Origin of the sequence: Cohaesibacter intestini (genome assembly GCF_003324485.1) — a bacterium.
Taxonomy (GTDB): Bacteria; Pseudomonadota; Alphaproteobacteria; order Rhizobiales; family Cohaesibacteraceae; genus Cohaesibacter; species Cohaesibacter intestini.
This window is the reverse complement of record NZ_QODK01000008.1, coordinates 134,581-153,346: the sequence shown is the minus strand read 5'-3', so window position 1 is coordinate 153,346 and position 18,766 is coordinate 134,581. Positions and strand designations below refer to the sequence as shown.

Annotated in this window: 18 protein-coding genes, 2 tRNA genes and 1 pseudogene; 9 read left to right on the top strand and 12 right to left on the bottom strand. The window is 52.6% G+C overall.

The window, feature by feature from the left end; translation table 11 throughout:
* Positions 1-364 precede the first annotated feature (364 nt).
* From DSD30_RS20420 to DSD30_RS20405, 4 genes are all read left to right on the top strand, one after another.
* Positions 365-1,315 carry a hypothetical protein gene (locus tag DSD30_RS20420; RefSeq protein ID WP_245418564.1) on the top strand — a complete coding sequence of 317 codons (951 nt, stop codon included), beginning with the start codon at positions 365-367 and terminating at the stop codon, positions 1,313-1,315.
* A 281-nt stretch (positions 1,316-1,596) separates the two neighbouring features.
* Entirely contained in the window at positions 1,597-2,538 is a 942-nt protein-coding gene (locus DSD30_RS20415) for a restriction endonuclease (RefSeq protein WP_114011594.1), read from the top strand.
* A gap of 504 nt (positions 2,539-3,042) precedes the next feature.
* Positions 3,043-3,675: a recombinase family protein gene (locus DSD30_RS20410; protein WP_114011593.1), complete on the top strand. Its 633-nt coding sequence runs from the start codon at positions 3,043-3,045 to the stop codon at positions 3,673-3,675.
* Between the two features lie 731 nt (positions 3,676-4,406).
* Positions 4,407-6,338 carry a polysaccharide deacetylase family protein gene (locus DSD30_RS20405; protein ID WP_114011592.1) on the top strand — a complete coding sequence of 644 codons (1,932 nt, stop codon included), beginning with the start codon at positions 4,407-4,409 and terminating at the stop codon, positions 6,336-6,338.
* A 612-nt stretch (positions 6,339-6,950) separates the two neighbouring features.
* Here the strand turns inward: DSD30_RS20405 and DSD30_RS20400 are convergent.
* On the bottom strand, positions 6,951-7,709 hold the full coding sequence (locus tag DSD30_RS20400; protein ID WP_114011591.1) for a TIGR02391 family protein: 759 nt from the start codon (positions 7,707-7,709) through the stop codon (positions 6,951-6,953).
* A gap of 360 nt (positions 7,710-8,069) precedes the next feature.
* Between DSD30_RS20400 and DSD30_RS20395 the strand changes: the two genes are divergently transcribed.
* Both DSD30_RS20395 and DSD30_RS22005 read left to right on the top strand, forming a co-directional pair.
* The gene (locus tag DSD30_RS20395) at positions 8,070-8,372 is read left to right on the top strand and encodes a hypothetical protein (protein WP_157967803.1); all 303 of its coding nucleotides are present in this window, start codon (positions 8,070-8,072) and stop codon (positions 8,370-8,372) included.
* Between the two features lie 258 nt (positions 8,373-8,630).
* Positions 8,631-9,029: pseudogene (locus DSD30_RS22005) on the top strand (BRO-N domain-containing protein); the annotation flags it as partial.
* 3 nt (positions 9,030-9,032) lie between these two features.
* Here DSD30_RS22005 and DSD30_RS21935 read toward each other — a convergent pair.
* From DSD30_RS21935 to hisD, 8 genes are all read right to left on the bottom strand, one after another.
* A complete protein-coding gene (locus tag DSD30_RS21935; protein WP_157967801.1) occupies positions 9,033-9,371 on the bottom strand; it encodes a hypothetical protein in 339 nt (112 codons plus the stop codon).
* Between the two features lie 96 nt (positions 9,372-9,467).
* Positions 9,468-9,543, bottom strand: a tRNA-Phe gene (locus DSD30_RS20375).
* 284 nt (positions 9,544-9,827) lie between these two features.
* Complete coding sequence (yacG, locus tag DSD30_RS20370) at positions 9,828-10,052, bottom strand: DNA gyrase inhibitor YacG (RefSeq protein WP_114011587.1); 225 nt, start codon at positions 10,050-10,052, stop codon at positions 9,828-9,830.
* Between the two features lie 32 nt (positions 10,053-10,084).
* On the bottom strand, positions 10,085-10,708 hold the full coding sequence (locus DSD30_RS20365; protein WP_114011586.1) for a Maf-like protein: 624 nt from the start codon (positions 10,706-10,708) through the stop codon (positions 10,085-10,087).
* 172 nt (positions 10,709-10,880) lie between these two features.
* On the bottom strand, positions 10,881-11,099 hold the full coding sequence (gene infA, locus DSD30_RS20360; RefSeq protein WP_090070279.1) for a translation initiation factor IF-1: 219 nt from the start codon (positions 11,097-11,099) through the stop codon (positions 10,881-10,883).
* A 361-nt stretch (positions 11,100-11,460) separates the two neighbouring features.
* Positions 11,461-11,925 (bottom strand): arsenate-mycothiol transferase ArsC, encoded by a 465-nt coding sequence (locus tag DSD30_RS20350; protein ID WP_114011584.1) that lies wholly within the window; start codon positions 11,923-11,925, stop codon positions 11,461-11,463.
* 3 nt (positions 11,926-11,928) lie between these two features.
* Entirely contained in the window at positions 11,929-12,492 is a 564-nt protein-coding gene (locus tag DSD30_RS20345) for a UPF0262 family protein (RefSeq protein ID WP_114011583.1), read from the bottom strand.
* Between the two features lie 107 nt (positions 12,493-12,599).
* On the bottom strand, positions 12,600-13,895 hold the full coding sequence (gene hisD / locus DSD30_RS20340) for a histidinol dehydrogenase (RefSeq protein ID WP_114011582.1): 1,296 nt from the start codon (positions 13,893-13,895) through the stop codon (positions 12,600-12,602).
* 234 nt (positions 13,896-14,129) lie between these two features.
* On the opposite strand from hisD, the gene DSD30_RS20335 reads away from it, so the two are divergent.
* The gene (locus DSD30_RS20335) at positions 14,130-15,056 is read left to right on the top strand and encodes a hypothetical protein (RefSeq protein ID WP_114011581.1); all 927 of its coding nucleotides are present in this window, start codon (positions 14,130-14,132) and stop codon (positions 15,054-15,056) included.
* A gap of 129 nt (positions 15,057-15,185) precedes the next feature.
* Positions 15,186-15,734 carry a tetratricopeptide repeat protein gene (locus tag DSD30_RS20330; RefSeq protein ID WP_245418563.1) on the top strand — a complete coding sequence of 183 codons (549 nt, stop codon included), beginning with the start codon at positions 15,186-15,188 and terminating at the stop codon, positions 15,732-15,734.
* A gap of 114 nt (positions 15,735-15,848) precedes the next feature.
* Here DSD30_RS20330 and DSD30_RS20325 read toward each other — a convergent pair whose 3' ends face one another.
* From DSD30_RS20325 to DSD30_RS20315, 3 genes are all read right to left on the bottom strand, one after another.
* Positions 15,849-16,340: a DUF2948 family protein gene (locus tag DSD30_RS20325; RefSeq protein WP_114011612.1), complete on the bottom strand. Its 492-nt coding sequence runs from the start codon at positions 16,338-16,340 to the stop codon at positions 15,849-15,851.
* Between the two features lie 118 nt (positions 16,341-16,458).
* Positions 16,459-17,748: a UDP-N-acetylglucosamine 1-carboxyvinyltransferase gene (murA, locus tag DSD30_RS20320; protein ID WP_114011579.1), complete on the bottom strand. Its 1,290-nt coding sequence runs from the start codon at positions 17,746-17,748 to the stop codon at positions 16,459-16,461.
* 128 nt (positions 17,749-17,876) lie between these two features.
* Positions 17,877-18,104: a hypothetical protein gene (locus tag DSD30_RS20315; protein ID WP_114011578.1), complete on the bottom strand. Its 228-nt coding sequence runs from the start codon at positions 18,102-18,104 to the stop codon at positions 17,877-17,879.
* 389 nt (positions 18,105-18,493) lie between these two features.
* On the opposite strand from DSD30_RS20315, the gene DSD30_RS20310 reads away from it, so the two are divergent.
* A tRNA-Thr gene (locus DSD30_RS20310) sits at positions 18,494-18,568 on the top strand.
* Positions 18,569-18,766: the final 198 nt, after the last annotated feature.

Sequence of the window (18,766 nt, the reverse complement as noted above, 5' to 3'; positions counted from 1 at the left end):
TGAACCCGTAATTGTCACCTCCAACCCATTCCAAAAATAAAGGCATTCTTCGCGCACTTCATGCGCAACGATGAACTGCGGCCAAAATCACAGGCAGAAAATGGGGCAACCTCATGAATGAGATGGGCTAAACACGAAACCGTTCTGTAAGGCGAATGGAGAAAAAGAAGAGCGTTACTATTACCTAGTTGCTGTTTCTAGTGATTTTTTCAAATCGTCTCAGTCGAGGGATAGGATCACCAACCTCCACGGGAAAGTTGAACATGACGGAAAGAAGAAATCTATCAAAGAGCACCTTATAGCCTTCGCCAAGGCACATATACTAAATCTTGAAAAGGCCTATACGTCGGGTCGACGCACTAAAATGCAGGAACAAGTCGACCACTTGATTGCTATTGACCCTCTCTTACGGCGTGGCTTGGGCGGGAAGAGCAGCGAAGAATTTGTAAAAAAACGCGGTATTACAGAGACGCGAGAGCAGCTTGCGCAAGACCTGTTTGTTGAACGGTTCCGGCAAAAATTCGACTTCACCAAGCTCAGTGAAGAGGCCAGTGTCGAAGACCTTGTGGCTGTGGTTCGCAATAAAATACCAGAAGATGCAAAAGAAGCGTTGGCAGTCTACGTCGCTTACCGCAACCACGTTATTCAGATTTTCCGTAAGTTGCTTAACCGTACCGAAGACGGCCTTGCGACCGAAGACAAAGTTCACCAATTAATATACCCAAGATACCGAGACAGCGAACAAGTTGACTATTCAGCACACAATCTTTGGTTAATCGACGATGATTTAGCATATGCCCGCTACATTTCTAGCGACCGAACGCCAGAAGGAAACGCAAGACGTAAGGGTGAATACGCCCATGATTTGTTGATCAATAATGAAAATGAACTGATGGTTGTCGAAATGAAGCGACCTCAAAAGAAGGATTACGATGGCAGCAAAGAAGCCAGCACTAAGAATCCGGTAGATCAGCTTAAAAACCAAATCATGGACATACGCGAACGGGGAAAAGTCATCGATTCTGGAGGCCGGGAACGAACCATCGAGAATACCTCTATGGTACGTGGCTACATTTTAGCGGACTGGAACGACAAACTTGAACGTTATCTGAAAATTGAAGATTTCATTTTGACAAATTTTGGTGGTCAGATGGCTTACCGATATTACAAGGAATTAAACTTGATAATTGAAGTTCTTGCCTTCGATCGATTGGTTGATCGGGCCAGCAATCGCAACGAGGCTTTCGTTAGCATGTTGGAGAGTCGGTCAAACTATGACAGAACTCCAGTAGGAAAGCTGTCTGCGGCGGAATAGTTGGCAAAACATCCAACGACAACTTTACGGGAGCTGCGCCGTTTAGTCGTAAATTGATACAAGTGACGAGTATGGGCGCACTATAGCTTATCACGGACCTGAGTGATCATTCTCGTGACATGATACTCTAGTCGCGTCAACAAGTAGCCCAAACTACCCGTTTAACTGAGCACTGTGCGTCGTCTCTGGACGCAACCCGGAAGACTTACTATCATTATTCGAAGAGGAATATTGTGGCACGCAATTAGTCAGATTCGTTGCCACAATAATAAGGAATAGGCATGCCCGTACTTGACTTTAAGGAGATTCCAGAAGCTCATGTTGCCAATGGAATGCAAGATACCTTTGAGCTTTTCGCTCGCGATTTCCTAAGTTTTATTGGCTTTAAGATCACGTCTGCACCTGATCGTGGAGCAGATGGTGGAAAGGACCTCATTGCTGAAGAGATCAGGTTCGGTGTGGGTGGGGAAACAACAGTGCGTTGGCTTGTTAGCTGCAAACACACCGCAAAATCTGGTCGTTCTGTCAGCCCCCAAATTGAATCAAATATAACCGATAGAGTTGCCGCGAACAAATGCGACGCATTCTTAGGTTTTTACTCAACACTACCTAGTTCTGGGCTGAACAATATTTTGGAAGGGTTGCAGTGTGAGCAAACAGTTTATGACCGTGAGAGAATAGAGGCAAAATTATTGCATTCCAGTTCTGGCCTGCAGATTGTTGAGCGTTACTTTCCTGTTTCCCTATCATCTTGGAAGACCAATAACCCGCAGCCAGCGCAACTTTTCTCTGACCAGGGTAGCTTGGACTGTCATGTTTGTAATAAGAACCTTTTAGAACAACAAGATAAAGGGGTAATCACACTTTGGCAACCAATGAAGAATGGGGACTATTCAAAGCCCGATGCCTTTGAGAGCATTCACTGGACATGTCGCGGACATTGTGATCACGTTCTGAGAAATCAAAAACAAGAATTGGGATTGATCGATGGCTGGGAAGATATAGCCGACGTAATGATGCCTACAGTCTTTGTGAAATGGATTATTTCGATATTAAACGAGCAGCGAGCTGGCGTGACCTACTCCGACGAAGCATTTGATGCAATGAAACATTTTCTATTAGTTGTTTTTCCATACGTGTCGAGGCATCTTTCAGATCAAGAGAAAGAGCGGATTCAATCTTTAACACAAATTCCGTCCTACTTGGGTGGGATGGGATACTAGGTAGATTCTTGTGGCAAGAGTTCATCTAATATGCAACGGAGGCTCTTGATAGCAACTCGAGAATATGCAGGACAAATCGCTATGCAACACGAATGGCAGTTTTATCCGGCAATTGCACAATGAAAATGTATCGCCTTGATGAAACTTCCGGAGTGCGGCATCTTACCTACGTTATGAAGTCGCAGGTGAACAGCAGCTTGGGGTCGTTTCGTCATTTAACCAAGCTTCTTTTATTAGAAAAATTTCTGAGCCAGTATACGTATAGATGTGAGCGTAGAGTTCCCCCGTGCCCCATACCTTGCGCCCCTAAGTTCCTTAGGTTGCAAACTTCTTTCGCGTGGGCCGGGGTACGCTCTACCGCCCACACTCCCCATATCGTCCTCTAGCCTATACCTCTGCGGTCATCCACAAGTACCCTCAGAGGCGTGTCCGTAGGGGTTGATATGAGATTCTGGACATGATTCTATACGGTCATCACCCTTGAAGACACCTGAAGGCCCTATCATGACCTCCGTCCTTTATGCTCGCGTATCAACCGCTGACCAGACCCTTTCCCATCAGATCACCCAAGCCGAAGCGGCTGGCTTTCAGTTTGATGAAGTGGTGTCAGATCATGGGGTCTCAGGTGTCTCAACGAAGCTCTCTGAGCGCCCTGAAGGAAAGCGACTGTTCGACATGCTCCGACATGGTGACACGCTTGTGGTGCGCTGGGTGGATCGCCTAGGGCGCAACTATGACGATGTGACCGACACCATGCGCTTGTTGTTGAGGAAGGGCGTCGTCATCAAGACCGTGATCAACGGGATGACCTTTGATGGCTCAACTGATGATCCGATGCAAGAGGCAGTAAGAGACGCTCTGATTGCCTTCATGGCCGCTATGGCACAAGCTGAAACCGAGACAAGGAAAGCTGCACAAAAGGCCGGGATCGAAGCAGCCAAGCAGAAGGCGGACAAGTACAGGGGCAGAAAGCCCACCTACAGCCGGGACCAACTCGAACAGGTCCGGGATATGCTGGCAGGCTCTTCAACGATCTCTGCGATCTCGAAGGAAACAGGCCTGTCACGCCAGACCGTCTACCGCATCAAGGACAACCCCGAAGCATCTGAGAAGGCTCTGTCACTCTGGGGCAAATGAACGAGCGAATGGCGGTTTTCAGCGTTTCCTGTTCGGCCAGTCATTCCCACCCTCTATAGAGATATCGTTTCGCTTCGACATTAACCCGCCCTATAGAGATATCGTTTCGCACCACTTCAAGTGCACCTTACGTCACTGACAAGCTGACAAGTCGTGATGGACAATATCCCTCAATATATCAATGAGTTACCACCTATCACCACCTCCCTCAAAGACCCATTCCCTTTGTCTGGTGGGAGGGGGAAGGACAAGCCCACTCATGGTGCTCTTCAGGGTCACCTCCAAGACCACTCATAGCTTCCCCTTGGAGAGCAACTGAAGGTCTCTCAATGGGATGTCTTGTCGCTTCTTCTAGGTAGATGGTGGAGGGTGTCAGCCTCAAGGCAAACCGCAAGTCCACTTTAAGTGCTCTTCAGGTCATCCTTAATGGTGTCAGTTTCATCTATAGTTATCTTTACACCAAACTGCACCCATTACCTCCCACGACCAATGACCTCTGTCTCACTCAAGCTGTCTGACTGACACAATGGCGTAAGGCGCACTTGAAGCCCTCTTTGGGTGATCTTACGGCATTACCGCCAGTCACTCCCTGCCTTATAGGCAAAACTGCACCCACTATTCGAGATCAGAGCCGACAGGCTCTCTCAAGTTCCTCCTTGTGAGGAATCGCAGCGATCTGCTGCACTCACCCTCAGTGCATCTGGGGGATTTCGCCGGACAAGGAAAGGCCCATGATGGTCACCCCTATCCAAACATCAACCTCAAACCCAATTGTCGATCCTGACTTCTACGTCTCCAAAATGGAGAAGCATTGGACCGAAACCCTCGGCAATGCGTCAAACCAACCCCTTCGGGATCTCTGGCGGCACATGTGCGTCATCTTCAATCACCAAATCGACAACTTCGGCAAACCGGAAGGCCAACGGCTCAAAGTGCTACAGCCACCGACCGGAAAGAGCCAAGGTCTTGCAGTCTACTGTAGTTGTCTGACTGACGATAATCACCCCGGAGTCCTGATTGTCGTTCGATTGAAAGAACAGGCTGACGATGCCGCCAAGGACATCAACAAACTGGCAGGAAAGCAAGTTGCACTCGCAAGGCACTCAGACACATCCGTCACCCCGGAAGAACTTGAGCAAGCACCTGTCGCCATTATCACCCACTCGGCATATGGGAATGGTCTCGATGCCATAGCAAGAGGAGAACCCAACCAATCAGCATGGAATCTCTTTCACAAGTTCGGGAGTGGTTCGAGACGGCTGGTCGTCATCGACGAAGCACTCGATCTACTCGAAGAATCCTCAGTCAGCTTGAAGGAAGTTCGTCACCTTCGTGCGGAAGTCTCGACAGCAACCACCCCGGAAGCCAAGGCAGGTGTTCAGACCCTTGATCAATTCATTGATTCTTATGAGAAGCTGACAACCACGTATCCAGATGGCAGGGAAAGGATGGTCAGTCGAGAAGAGCTAACAGCACTCGACCCGGACACACTCATTCCTCTCAGAAAACTCCTTCGTTCGCAACGACTGGACCGCTCGCTGGCCCATCGTGAGGATCGCAAGGAGAATGCACGTCTGATCAGCATTTACTCAGAGACCCTCAAGGCCGTTCAAGAGATCATCACGCACTGGCGTATCTTCGCGCTGAACCATGATCAATATTGCCTCTCAACGGGCAAGCTGATCCTGCCTGAAGACAATATCGGTGCCGTCATTCTGGACGCCACGGCCAAGGAAAACGTACTCTACAGCCTTCTTCCTGATCGTGTGGACCCACCAGAAGACTTGCCGACCAATGCTCGGTCCTATCAGAACGTGACCCTCAACGTCTCTATGGGACACAGCGTTGGAAAGCGAAAGCTGACAATGGGTGCCAAGGAGGAAGTCGCAAACCTTGTGCAATCCATGTTGGATGCAGGGTTAAAGGACAAGAAGGTGCTGGTCTGTTGCCACCAGAATGTCGAGCCATTCATTCTGCAATATCGTGACAACTTCGATGATCTCGCTGTGACCCACTGGGGTGCTATCGACGGCAAGAACGAGTGGTCTCACTATGACACCGTGGTGATCTTCGGGTTGCAGTATCGGCCCAACCAACACACGGCTCACCTGTACAGTGCCACTCAAGGCCCACAGACTACGGCTTGGCTTCAAGGTGAGGAAGATCGTCGCTTTGGTGACCATGCAGACATTCGCCATGCGATCACTGTTGGCTATATGTCCACGAACATCATCCAAGCGATCAACCGGGTTCGGTGTCGTCGTGTGATTGACGGACAAGGCAACTGCGCACCGACAGATGTCTACATCCTCCTGCCTTCTGACAAGACAGGCAAAGGCATTCTGAAATGCATCAAGGACCACATGCCGAACATCAAACAAACACAGTGGGACTATCAACATGCAAAGAAGGCTCCCAAGAAGTCAGCTTACAGGGAAGCTTTGCTGTCTTACGCAAGCGGGATGATGCCGGGTGAGAAGGCAATCTCTGAGGTGGCAACTGATCTGGGCTTGAACACTCACGCCACCGACTTCCTGAGGAGGCAACTGAGGCAGACGGATAGTCCATTCTATCGGAAACTTCAAGATCTTGGAGTGACCTACAGGGTAGACGGCAAGGGAAGAGGTTCAAGGTCGTATTTGATCAAGGAAGTGGTGGGCTGACGCCTATCATCTCAACATCAACTCAAGGCATCGCGGGTTACCTCGCGGTGTCTTCTCGATTATTGACGTAAGATCACTTTGGGTCTCTCTTAATGGGTTATCTTACAGTGTTTCTTGGAGACCCACCCCTCCAACGACAATCCAGCCAGACAAATTCAATGACAATGACAATGACAACAAGAACTCACAGACGGACCAGATGCTTTCCTTGGCTGGTCTTCAAGTGAGCGACTGAGCGTGACCGCGAGACACTGGTAAGGGTGTCTGGTGTCTTTGCTGCTGTTCATGCTCGTCAGTGGTGGTTGGGAAGGTTGAGCGCTGAAGAAGGCACCCTGAGTGAACTTGGAGTGTCCCTGAAGGTCATCGTCTCTGCGCTCCCTTCCTGCGCCATTGAGGGTCTTTGAGGTGGTGGTGGTGGGCTATGAGGATCTTTTTGTCTCCATCCCTCCCACCACATTTTTTGATCTCGAAGAGACTGAGTCAAGGGAGCCGCTGAAAGATCAGTTTTAGCCCTAAATTGACAGATGGTGCATTCTTTATGAAGGTCTGCTCATGTTTGATGCCTTTCACCTCACTCTTTGCACCAATCCAGAAACTCGGTCACTACCACAACTAACTCTCTTCCTGCTCAGCAATTCTGGCCTCAATGATTTTCATTAGATGGTTCGCTAGGAAAATCACTTCTAGCGCTTCCATCGGATCATTCATGTCTACGTCACGATGGGAGTTTGGATTCTTGTAAGATCCGATTGTACCACGGAACAACTGCATTCGAGCTTCCCGCTCTCCCGCCTCTGCATCCTCGTCGGTAAGAGTTCCCCCATCTGGTTTAAAAGCTTCTTGCATGAGCTTCATGCCAATAAGCTCATTCCCATGGTTCCCGGCTTCACGAACGAAGACTTCAATGCTTTTTGTCGCCTGAAATACTGCGACATCGAACTCCCCTCGAACGAATGCAGACCAAACTCTATCTGCCATTCTAGGGTGAAGGATCTCTTTTGGCAAAAGGCGAGATACGGTGTGACGCGCAAACTCGGCCTCATCTTCAAAACTGTTGGCTCTACGGCTTAGAATGCAGAACCCGTTTTCTCCATTCCCATCAGTTGCGGGGATAAGCATTCCCTGAGCTTGTAGCCAAGACCATGCCTCCGTAATTGCGACCTTTATGAGATCAGTGTGCTCTGCTGGATAGGGTGTTTGGTTATTGTTATCCCTTCTTGTGACTTCACTGAGGCAATTACCAAGCCGCACAAATCGTTCTCTACCTTCGAGGCGCTGCCGGAAAAGAAAAAGCAACTTTGCTCCAAGCTCTTCTGGTTGCATTTCCAAAAGCAGTTCTACATCTGGAACCGCTGCTGCAAGATCCTGCAATTCGTTATCTCCAATTTAAAACGAAGGACATTCCTATTTATGGAAAGTAATACAATTTTTGATATATTTCACCAAATGGCGCTACCTTTTGGGGAGATGGTAAGATGAAAATAGAGGACATTAGGCAGTTACTCGATATATCGCCACCGCAGTGCAGCGATGAAGATGCTTGATGTTTTCTCACAAGCTGACATTGGAGCACCAAGGTTGATTGTCTCGAAAAGCCCGCTAAGTCGATATCATCACTGAACTCTAAAAGTTTACCTTTTATGGAACAGAAACCTCTCACTCAGCACTGTCAAAACCCGGACAGCAAGCGTAGCTCACGACATCCGAATGGTCACTTCGCGGATAAGCAGATTGACCGTTGGTTCGTCAGCACCGATGTCTGCAAGGCGCAAGGGCTTCCGTTGGGAAGTAGGAACCGGGCGATACCTTCAAATCCTCGATAGTGATGAGAAGAAAACTCTGCACCGTTCTGACTGCAACGGTCTGCTCGTTGGAGTTCGAGCTCTTTTCTACTCCATCATCTTGAAAAGTGGCTTCCTCAAGTTGGTCATGCGCTCTGAAAACCGGGATCTTTTCAGGGATGTGAGAGTACCGTCTTACTCGATCATCTCCAAAAACAGCCTTGATTTCGACCAAAAACTCAAGTTGCCTTGAACGCAACATGGAATGCGCCAGCACCAACCAGCATCTTTGGATATCGATAAAGTTTCCAAACTAACTCAAAGTAAGGTTGGGATGAAAAGATCACGATTGATTTCGCTGACACACTGCTTCTGTTTCAGGGATGTCTCGCTCCGATACCCCAAATCTGCTTGGGGGCTAAACGAGAAACAGACACTACCTACTATTCAGAATCGTAGGGTACCGAAGGAATTTTCAAATGTAATCGGATGACACTTGGAGAAAGAAAAGGTGGGTAAGCATCTGCTGCGTACCCATGTCTCAATTGGCCGATTGAGGTCCCATGACCCGCGATACTCTCCTGAAACACAGCGATCCACAAGTACGGCATGTATATCAAAGGTGAAGAACAGGTCGCAACGCTTACAATCCACCGACACCTTCACCCCGGAAATCACCACGTTCAACTTTGAGCCAAACAACAAGGTCTCGATCAGCATCCGTGCGCTGCTCATCAAAGAGGAACCTTGGTTCGTGGCTAAGGATATCTGTGACGCACTTGGATTGCAGAACCCTTACAGTACCTTGAAATCAATAGGAAAATCATAAAAAGCTAAATCTGTTATAGGGATTGGGCGCGGTCCCAAACCTCTCATCGTCTCCGAGAGTGGCCTCTACAAACTCGTCATGCGCTCAGACAAACCTGAAGCCAAAGCCTTCCAAGACTGGGTGACCCGTGATGTTCTCCCAGCGATCCGCAAGGACGGTATGTATGTGAAGGGCGAAGAGCAGGTCGTCACTGGTGAGATGTCGATGGAAGAGATGACCCAGAAGGTTCTCGAAGGTCTTCAAGCCAAGGTGGGCCGATTGACCGAAGAGAAGGCCGCTCTGACCCAAGATGTAACCCGGAAACAGTTCGTGATCGAAGAGATGCACGATCAGGTCGGCATTCTCGAAGAAGACAATGCGGCACTTGAAGCGGTCAAGGCAGAGATGGAGCCACTGGTCGACGGCTTCCAGCACCATATCCACACGAAAAACTGGTACAAGAATTGGTACAAAAAGCACCAACTTGGTACTAGCTGCACTTCGAAAACACTAGGGTTTCTGCGGTTTTTTAAGGATAAATGGTGCCCGGAGGCGGATTCGAACCACCGACACGCGGATTTTCAATCCGCTGCTCTACCAACTGAGCTATCCGGGCACATGCAAAGGCGTCTGACGCGTTCTGGCGGGGCCAGCGGGGCAGTGCCCCGTGCAATTTGTTTGGGCGTTATAGAAGGTTCATATTGCCCTGTCCAGTGTGCTTTTCGCTTTTCTACAGGGGGAAGGTGATTTTATCCCCGACTGGATTTCAATCCATGCATATGAGCTTCAATTACAAGAGACACAGGACCGGAGACCGGGTTCTATCTGCTTGAAGGAAATGACCTTTCGCTGCGGAGAGGCGCACAGGCACTCTTTGCATCAAGGCCGTGCGTGCTGATTTCAGACATTGAAATCTTCGTCATCTGGCGCGTCTTCTTCTGTCGCGGCGATGGCATAGGAGCCGCTAAACCAGCGACTGAGGTCGACATCCTTGCAACGAGGGGAGCAGAAGGGATAGGCCGCCTTGGTGGATGGTTTGTCACAGATTGGACAGGGACGGGCGCGTCGCAAACCGGTCACCTTGGCAACGGCTGGTTTGGCTTCGTCCTTGGGGCTGTTGGTCATGATTTCAGTCCATTTTGGCACAGCGATGCATTTTATCGCACGCCACCAAGCCATTTAAGGCGCAGCGGATAGCCCTCACCGAGCAACAGGTTGGAGGTCTCATGCAAGGGCAGCCCGACAACAGAGCTGTATGAGCCAACCAGATTGACCACAAAGGCTCCGGCAATGCCCTGGATGGCATAACCCCCGGCCTTACCGCGCCATTCGCCAGACGCCACATAAGGGTCGATGTCGTTGGTCAGGCGCTTGAAGCGGATGCGCGTTTCGACCACCTTGGTGCGGGTCTTGCCTTTCGGGGTGACAAGACTGACCCCGGTGAAAACCTTGTGCGTGCGACCAGACAAAAGCGTCAGGCACTGGATCGCTTCTTCGGCCAGCTCGGTCTTTGGCAAACTGCGACGCCCGACGGCGACGACCGTGTCAGCGGCGAGAATGAAGCTGCCGCCCAGATGGGCGTCATCCTTGTAGATCTGATGAATGGCCGCAGCCTTTTCCTCGCTCAGGCGACGGGCCAGAGCGCGGGGCTGTTCATTCTTCAGGGGTGTTTCATCGAGATCGGCGGGCTTGAGGGCGACCGGTTCGATACCGATTTGCTGGAGCAGCTGCAAGCGGCGCGGTGACGCAGACGCCAGGATGAGACGATAGGAATCGGACATGTCGCTATGCTTTACTGATGAAACTCGGTCACGCCCACGCAATCAGGTGTTGGCAAACGTCTGGCAATAGTCTGGTCCAGTCGGAGCGCAGCCTCACGCAGGCAAGTTGGGGCAGCATGAGAGAGCAGGTGCATCCACCTGCCCTATTCTCGGTCCCGACACATGACGGGTGTTATTTGAACCGGTAGGTGATACGACCCTTGGTCAAATCGTATGGGGTCATCTCGACCTGAACCTTGTCACCAGCAAGCACGCGGATGCGATTCTTGCGCATACGGCCAGCCGTGTGGGCAACGATTTCGTGGTCATTTTCAAGCTTTACACGGAATGTGGCATTTGGCAGCAGTTCAGTGACAACACCAGGGAATTCCAGTACTTCTTCTTTCGCCATAAGCGTCCTATATGTCCTTTAAGGTTGGTTTTCAGGGTTGTTTCAGATCGCCTTCGGGTTGCCAGTCAACCGGGAGCAGCCTCTTGATGCACCCGGCCGGCACCCTCCAAGACCCAACGGCCCCGCCCTCGTCCGCAGACGCTCCAATCAGGCATCAACGGCAACCGGCGACAGGCTGATCGATCAAAGGTTGTCGATCCAAAAACCCTGTATCGTCTTTGAGATTGTCGGCAATCTAGTCGAAAGCAAGATTAAGTTCAATCCCCGACGCGGAATCTTGCAGTATAGAGTCGAATTGCAGGCTTTTGACTGCATCTGATTGGCCAATCAAGGCGTCTGCCCGCAAGCAAAAATACAGAGGTTAGCCGCCCGCTGGCGAGATCCACTCGAATCGGTCCTTCAATTTGACCATCAAACCGTCACGGACAGCGCGATAGGCATCCATGATCTGCTCGCGTGAGCCGTTGGCAAGGGCCGGGTCCATCGTCGGCCAATATTCCGTCTCCACCGCGTGCCCCCGGCTCCATTCAAGCGACTTGTGATGCGCTTCGGGTGCCAGCGAAATGATGAGGTCGAAATAGCTGTCTTCCATGTCATCGAAGGTGGCAGGCTCATGTTCGGAAATGTCCAGGCCGATTTCCTCCATCACCGCAGCAGCAAACGGATCTGGCTTGCCACAGCGCACGCCGACCGAACGCACATAGAAGGCACCGGGAAAAAGGTGGTTGGCCAGTGCTTCCGCAATGGGCGAGCGGATGGCATTCATACCGCAGGCAAACAGGACAGAGGCGGGACGTTCATCAAAACCCGCAGTGTAGTCGACCATCCCTCAGCCTCGCCAATGCAGTGCGCAAATCAACGTAAACAGACGGCGCGCGGTTGGGAAATCGGTGATGATCTTTCCCTCCAGCCGCGACTGGAGGATTTGCGAACCTTCATTATGCAGCCCGCGCCGACCCATATCGATGGCTTCTATGCGGCTTGGGGTGGCGGTTTTGATGGCCTCGTAATAGCTATCGCAGATCAGGAAATAGTCCTTGATGATGCGACGAAAGGGGGTCAGAGACAGAATGTGGGTGGCGATCTGCTCTCCGTTCTCGCGTTTGATGTCGAGCACCAACTTGCGCTCAATCATCGACAGATCGAGGCGATAGGGACCGCCCTCGTCGTGTCCGACGGGCTGAAAGCTGTTTTCCTCTACCAGATCATAGATCGCAACGGAGCGCTCATGTTCGGTTTCAGCGTTGGCTGGCTGGATGGACTGCGGGTCAAGTTGGACGGCGCTAAGCCGAAAGCAGCCATCGCTGTGATCGCTTGCTTCACTGTCGGGCTTGTTGGCCGCGATCGCGCTTTCGGTCTCCTCGACCGCATCGGTCCCCTTCGTTTCAGCCATGCCTCACCATCTTTGACTCTTTCCAACCCATTCCAGCCTTGTGCCCGCTTTGTGGGGGTAAGTCAAATCCCCTCCCCCGGGGCGTGTCAGACCGCAGCATCTTATCTTCAGGCCATGTTCAATCGCTTGGCAACCGAGCGGGCATGGGCTTCCAGTCCCTCCTGGCGGGCCAGGGTCACGGCGGCGGGGCCAATCTCACGCAAGTTCATCGCGTTGCATTCAAGCACAGAAGTGCGCTTGACGAAGTCGAGCGTCGACAGGCCGGAGGAGAAGCGCGCCGAACGGGCCGTTGGCAGAACATGGTTGGAGCCACCGACATAGTCGCCCACCGCTTCAGGGGTGAAGTGGCCCACAAAGATCGCACCGGCATTGTGCACCTTGTCGACCATAGAAGCTGCATCATCCAAAGCCAGCTCGAGATGCTCCGGAGCAATGCGATTGGACAATGCAAGGCCGGTTTCCCAGTCGGACACGGTGATGACGGCGCCATAATCGGCCCAGCTGGCACCGGCAATCTCGGCCTTTGGCAAGGTTTCAAGCAGACGCTCGACAGCTTTCTCTGTTGCGTCGGCCAGAGCCGCATCGTCGGTGATGAGGATCGCTTGCGCCGCTTTGTCATGCTCAGCCTGCGCCATCAGATCGACGGCAAGCCAATCGGGGTCATTGTTCTTGTCAGCCAGAATGAGCACTTCCGACGGGCCTGCAATCATGTCGATACCCACCAGACCGAAGACCCGACGCTTGGCTGCGGCCACGAAGGCATTGCCGGGGCCGACAATCTTGTAGACCGGCGCGATTGTTTCCGTGCCATAGGCCAGAGCGGCAACGGCTTGCGCGCCACCGACGCGATAGACCTCATCGACGCCAGCCAGCCGGGCTGCGGCCAGAACCAGTGGGTTGAGCACATCGTCCGGGGTTGGCACCACCATCACCAGACGCTTGACGCCAGCGACCTTGGCAGGCACCGCATTCATCAGCACCGATGACGGATAGGCCGCCAGACCGCCGGGCACGTAAAGACCAACTGCCTCGATTGCCGTCCAGCGGGAGCCGAGCTTGACGCCCAAGGCATCCTCATACATGTCGTCCTTTGGCATCTGACGGGCATGGTGGGACTGGATCCGATCGCGGGCCAACTCCAGCGCGGCCATGGTGTCGGCATCGACCTTGGCGACAGCTGCGTCGATTTCGGCCTCGCTGATCCGCAAGCCTGCGGGGCGCGCATCAAAGCGATCGAATTTGGCGGTATAGTCGAACAAGGCCTCGTCACCGCGGGCCTTCACATCCTCGATGATGTCGCGCACGATAGCGTCGACATCTTCGGAGACTTCCCGCTTCATGGTCAGAAGATCTGCAAAGGCGGCATCGAAACCGGCGTCGGAAGCATCAAGGCGAATGGCCATTTCGGGGTGTCCTTACACTGTTCGCATCTTTGGTGTTTTTCGGCAGTCTTTATGGGAGTTTCCGGCCAAGCACGCAAGAGGGGTAGCCCGTAATTCAGGAGCGACCACGACTTTTCCATGGCTGTTCACGCGGGACATGCAGAGGTTCCTGTTGCAAGGCTGGCATCCAGTCGATATTTCTGTCACAGTTAGCGCCTTGAACATACAAGCTAATTTTGTTTGGAGAATGCCAAAATGCCGTTTCCCCGTTCCAGTTTGTGCCAGATTGCCAGTCTCTTTTGCCTTGCATTTCTGACGCCTTCCGTCGGGATGACCACCCCGCCAGAGGCAGACAAAGTGGCGGTGGATGCTGTGCCTGGCCTCAAGGCCTTTTTGCAGGAAACCTATATGGGAGATCCAACGGTCCATATCTGGCAAATGGATCTCGATCTGCCCAACGACAAGGTGGATGAGATTATCCTGCATATTGAGGATATTGATTATTGTGGGTCTGGTGGCTGTGAATGGAGTATCTTGCGGCGCGAGCCAGCAGGCGATCTGAAGACCATTGCCACTATTCTGGCAGGCGATGTGACCCTGAAAGATGACCCCGTTTCAGGCCTCAGGCAACCAATCGCAGCGACGCGCCATGGCGACAAGCCGATGGACATTGCCGGCAAAACATCCAGTCAAGTACAAAGGGCACGCGAGCGGACAGGACCCTATCGATCCACCAAAAACGTGGTCGGCCCATGCAAGGGTGGGTATCTTTGGTCTGGAGGTGCCGCCGAGCAAGGTGGCGTGGCGCGCTATGAAACCTGCACCCGGGACGAAGCCCTGTTGATGCTGGAATGCCAGAGCGATGTCGGGGCAGTCGAGGCACGATTTGCCATTGATCCGGGAGGCTTCAAGGAAAGTGATAAGGTCCCGGCTCTTTTCTCAGTCATCCGAAAGCAACAGACTTCTTTCTTTCCCAATCCAGGCACCCTTTCCACCGGGGAAATGGAAGGCCCGATGCTGTCGGTGCTGTTTGATCGCTATGACGGGTTGCTGGATGCCTTGCGACAGGGCAACCGGGCGATGCTCAATGCTTCGGTCTCAAAGCTCGATCTGCATCTCAGGGGCTCTTCCAACGCCATTGATGCCATGTTGTCTGCCTGCCCTGATGGTCGGAACTATTAAGCGAATGTCGGCCTCAGAGCGGCCAAAATCGGAAGATAGTGTTTTCATACTGACCCTGATCGGGTTGGCTTGCGTATAAAGCCCATAACCAAACAAGAATATTGCCTTCACCCATAATGAGGAACGATGATGAAACAAACCATTCTTGCAACAGCCCTTGCCGCCGGGTTCGCTCTTGCGTCAGGCAGCGCCGCATTGGCGGTCGGGTCTGACACCAGTGCCCCGCCGAAGCCGACCCCGACGACCAAAGACTGCGAGAAGGGGGAAGTGTTCAACCCCGACACAGGCAAATGCAGCAAACCAAGCTCGAAGATTTTCAGCGATGATCAATTGTATGATGCGGTGCGCGAGATTGCCTATGCCGGTCATTATGACTGGGCATTGGAGGTGATTGCGGCAGCGGCCAATCCGAATGATCCACGGATGCTCAACTATAAAGGCTTCATTCACCGCAAACTTGGCCATTTTGATCGCGCCATGGATTATTACAAAGCCGCGATCAAGCTTGATCCTGACTACACCCTCGCTCGTTCCTATATGGGACAGGGGCTGGTTTCCGAAGGAAAAATGAGCGCTGCGCGACAGCAATTGTTCGAAATTGAACAACGTGGCGGACGCGACAGCTGGGCCTATGCGGCGCTGGAGCAAAGCATCCGCGAGAAAGCCAAAGTCTATTGATGCAAAGATGTCTTTAGGCAGGGAATTGTTGATCAGCGGGGCGCGATACATGCCCCGCTTTTTTGTTTGAGCGGCTCAACGAGGCCGCTGATGGGTCCGATCATTCGCGCTTGATCAGCCTTTGCTGGCCATCTGTTTCTCGAAGCTTTCGGCGGCTTCGTGCTCTGGGAGATTCTCTGTTTCCCAAGCGGCTCCGGTATCGGCCAACTGGGCTTCGATACATTCAACGCTGAGCCGCAATTCGGCATCGCCAGCAAAGATCAGGGAGATGATGCCGTCCGGCCCCTCCCCTTGCGGCTCGAAGTTTGCGGAGAGCAGGTTGAGCACAGCATCTTGTGCACCTGTGCGAATGTTGCGGCCTTGAACGGAAGAGACCCGGTCGAAGTGCAGCACGGCCTCATGGCGTTCGTAGGTCGGCTTGGGACCGAATATCCGACGTTTTTGGGTAACGGCCTCTTCCCAGGCAAAGCGGTTCATGCGGACCACAAGACGGTTTTCTGATCGCAACCAGTGAATATCACCGACGCGCACAACAGCATCCTGAATTTGACTTGAGACGACCTGAAGGTCTTCTGCATCAAGAGCGGCAAGTTTGAGCATCGACATCATTCACTCCTTGAAGGCGCACATGGTGGGCGTGGGCTTATGTATCACTTCCCACAAATAGGAAGATCACGCCGGGAAAACAAGAGTTTGCCCGTGAAGGCGATCCCTTATGGACCGATCAGGCCGAAATACGCTCCACTGTTGCGCCACAGGCAGCCAGCTTGTCTTCGAGGCGCTCGAATCCACGATCAAGGTGATAGACCCGGTTGACCTTGGTTTCCCCATCGGCCACCAGACCGGCAATCACCAACGAAACAGACGCGCGAAGGTCGGTTGCCATCACCTGCGCCCCGGTCAGCTTGTCAACGCCCGTGACATGCGCCTTCTGGCCATCGAGAGAGATTTTCGCGCCCAGACGGGCCAGTTCCTGCACATGCATGAAGCGGTTCTCGAAGATGGTCTCGGTGATGGTCGAGGTGCCTTCGGCCATGGTCATCAGCGCCATGAACTGGGCCTGTAGATCGGTCGGGAAGCCGGGAAACGGATCCGTCGTTGCATTCACGGCTTTCAAGGCGGTGCCGTTGCGGGAGACGCGAATGCCTTCGCTGGATGGTTCGATCTTGGTGCCGGTCTCGGCCAGAATGTCGAGAGCGGCCTGCAGCAGATCGGCACGCGCCCCTTGAAGCATCACATCGCCGCCGGTCATGGCAACGGCCATCGCATAGGTGCCGGTCTCGATGCGGTCCGGCAGAACCGAATGGCGCGCGCCATGCAGTTTCTCGACCCCTTCGATGGTGATGGTGTCGGTGCCGGCGCCAGAGATCTTGGCCCCCATGGCGATCAGGCAGTTGGCCAAATCCACCACTTCCGGCTCACGGGCAGCGTTTTTCAGCACCATCGTGCCTTTGGCAAGGCTGGCCGCCATGATCAGCACATGGGTTGCACCAACGGAAATGCGCGGGAAGGTGTATTCACCCCCCTTCAGGCCATCCGGTGCATTGGCAACCACATACCCCTTGTCGATATCGATCTCGGCACCCATGGCTCTGAGGCCGTCAATGAAGAAATCAACAGGCCGTGTCCCGATGGCACAACCACCGGGCAGCGAAACCTCGCACTGGCCCATGCGGGCAAGCAACGGTCCGATCACCCAGAAGCTGGCACGCATTTTTGACACCAGATCATAGGGGGCACGGGTGTCGATAATTTCCTTGGCTTGCAGGTGGACCACCTGACCGGCCATGGAATCCTGTCCCGGACGCTTGCCTTCAATCATGTAGCTGACGCCATGGTTGGAGAGGATCTGCTGAAGCTGTTGCACATCGCGCAAGCGCGGCAGATTTTCCAGAATCAGTTCCTCATCCGTCAGCAAGGATGCGATCATCAATGGCAGAGCTGCATTCTTTGCTCCAGAGATCGGGATCACACCATTCAGCTGGGCACCACCTACAATACGAATTGCGTCCATGTCTCTCTCTTTCCCTTGTCAGCCAGCCTCGGCTGACATTGTTCTGTGCCCGGCTTCATGTCCGGAGCCCTGTTGCGGGTTCCCGCTTTTATTGATTCTGGTTCCGTCCGCTAGGCAATCCACTCGGCTCAAGAATCTTGACGGGATGGATCGTCGCCGGATGGGGCATTTTGCCCCAACGAGGTGTCGCCCGCATTATCTTGTGCCTTGCGTGCCCTGACCTGTGCCTTGCGGCGGCGCAGATTGTCCCGCAGCGCCTTCGACAGACGAGCCTGCCGATCATCGGACGCCTTGCCATTGCGGTCGGCCGAGTCAGAGGATTCGGTTTCGTCTTTGGTGTGATCAGCGTTGGACATCGTCTTCAAATCAATTTCGATTATCTTTTTCGCCTTGTTCCGTTTGGTGGCGGAACCGACGAGTCAATCTCTTGGACCTTGCTCTATACCAAATGCAACCGACAAGAAAGACCAGAATATGGAGATTTCTGGGCTATCTGTGGCATTTTTAGGGAAATTGGTTAGTGCTGCCAGAATTGCATCCACGGCGAAGCTTGATCGCAGCTTTCATTTGGTGCTGTGCATTCTGAGACGCTTCATCAACAGGCATCCCCCTTTCATGGCAGGATTTTCACAGTTCAGACGAAATTCACCGCTTTTTTCAAAATGGTGCTTGCATAATCAAATTCGGTATGCAAAAAACCGCCCGCATCGGGAGACACTTTCCGATGCCCAAAACACCAAAGAATGCTGCAGTAGCTCAGTGGTAGAGCACTCCCTTGGTAAGGGAGAGGTCGAGAGTTCAATTCTCTCTTGCAGCACCATTCTCTTCCCACAAAAATTACTAGAAAACAGCCAGTTTCAAACTGTTTGGCTGCTCTTTGCATATGTAAGTTCTTGCAGACGATTGCAGAACGATGCGAGACCAAACAGACAGTTGTCAAAATTTACGGCAGAGTATTGGCAGAGTCTGTTCACTTGCAGTTCGATCGTGTGCAGGTGCGTCACTCCGCCAAATCCTC

Excerpts from the sequence above, each read along its gene's own strand:
- DSD30_RS20405 (WP_114011592.1), top strand. The coding sequence starts at position 4,407 with ATGATGGTCACCCCTATCCAAACATCAACCTCAAACCCAATTGTCGAT.
- DSD30_RS20330 (WP_245418563.1), top strand. The coding sequence starts at position 15,186 with ATGAAACAAACCATTCTTGCAACAGCCCTTGCCGCCGGGTTCGCTCTT.
- DSD30_RS20350 (WP_114011584.1), bottom strand. The coding sequence starts at position 11,925 with ATGGTCGACTACACTGCGGGTTTTGATGAACGTCCCGCCTCTGTCCTG.
- DSD30_RS20335 (WP_114011581.1), top strand. The coding sequence starts at position 14,130 with ATGCCGTTTCCCCGTTCCAGTTTGTGCCAGATTGCCAGTCTCTTTTGC.
- DSD30_RS20415 (WP_114011594.1), top strand. The coding sequence starts at position 1,597 with ATGCCCGTACTTGACTTTAAGGAGATTCCAGAAGCTCATGTTGCCAAT.
- yacG (WP_114011587.1), bottom strand. The coding sequence starts at position 10,052 with ATGACCAACAGCCCCAAGGACGAAGCCAAACCAGCCGTTGCCAAGGTG.
- DSD30_RS20325 (WP_114011612.1), bottom strand. The coding sequence starts at position 16,340 with ATGTCGATGCTCAAACTTGCCGCTCTTGATGCAGAAGACCTTCAGGTC.
- murA (WP_114011579.1), bottom strand. The coding sequence starts at position 17,748 with ATGGACGCAATTCGTATTGTAGGTGGTGCCCAGCTGAATGGTGTGATC.
- DSD30_RS20315 (WP_114011578.1), bottom strand. The coding sequence starts at position 18,104 with ATGTCCAACGCTGATCACACCAAAGACGAAACCGAATCCTCTGACTCG.
- DSD30_RS20365 (WP_114011586.1), bottom strand. The coding sequence starts at position 10,708 with ATGTCCGATTCCTATCGTCTCATCCTGGCGTCTGCGTCACCGCGCCGC.
- hisD (WP_114011582.1), bottom strand. The coding sequence starts at position 13,895 with ATGGCCATTCGCCTTGATGCTTCCGACGCCGGTTTCGATGCCGCCTTT.
- DSD30_RS20345 (WP_114011583.1), bottom strand. The coding sequence starts at position 12,492 with ATGGCTGAAACGAAGGGGACCGATGCGGTCGAGGAGACCGAAAGCGCG.
- infA (WP_090070279.1), bottom strand. The coding sequence starts at position 11,099 with ATGGCGAAAGAAGAAGTACTGGAATTCCCTGGTGTTGTCACTGAACTG.
- DSD30_RS20420 (WP_245418564.1), top strand. The coding sequence starts at position 365 with ATGCAGGAACAAGTCGACCACTTGATTGCTATTGACCCTCTCTTACGG.
- DSD30_RS20410 (WP_114011593.1), top strand. The coding sequence starts at position 3,043 with ATGACCTCCGTCCTTTATGCTCGCGTATCAACCGCTGACCAGACCCTT.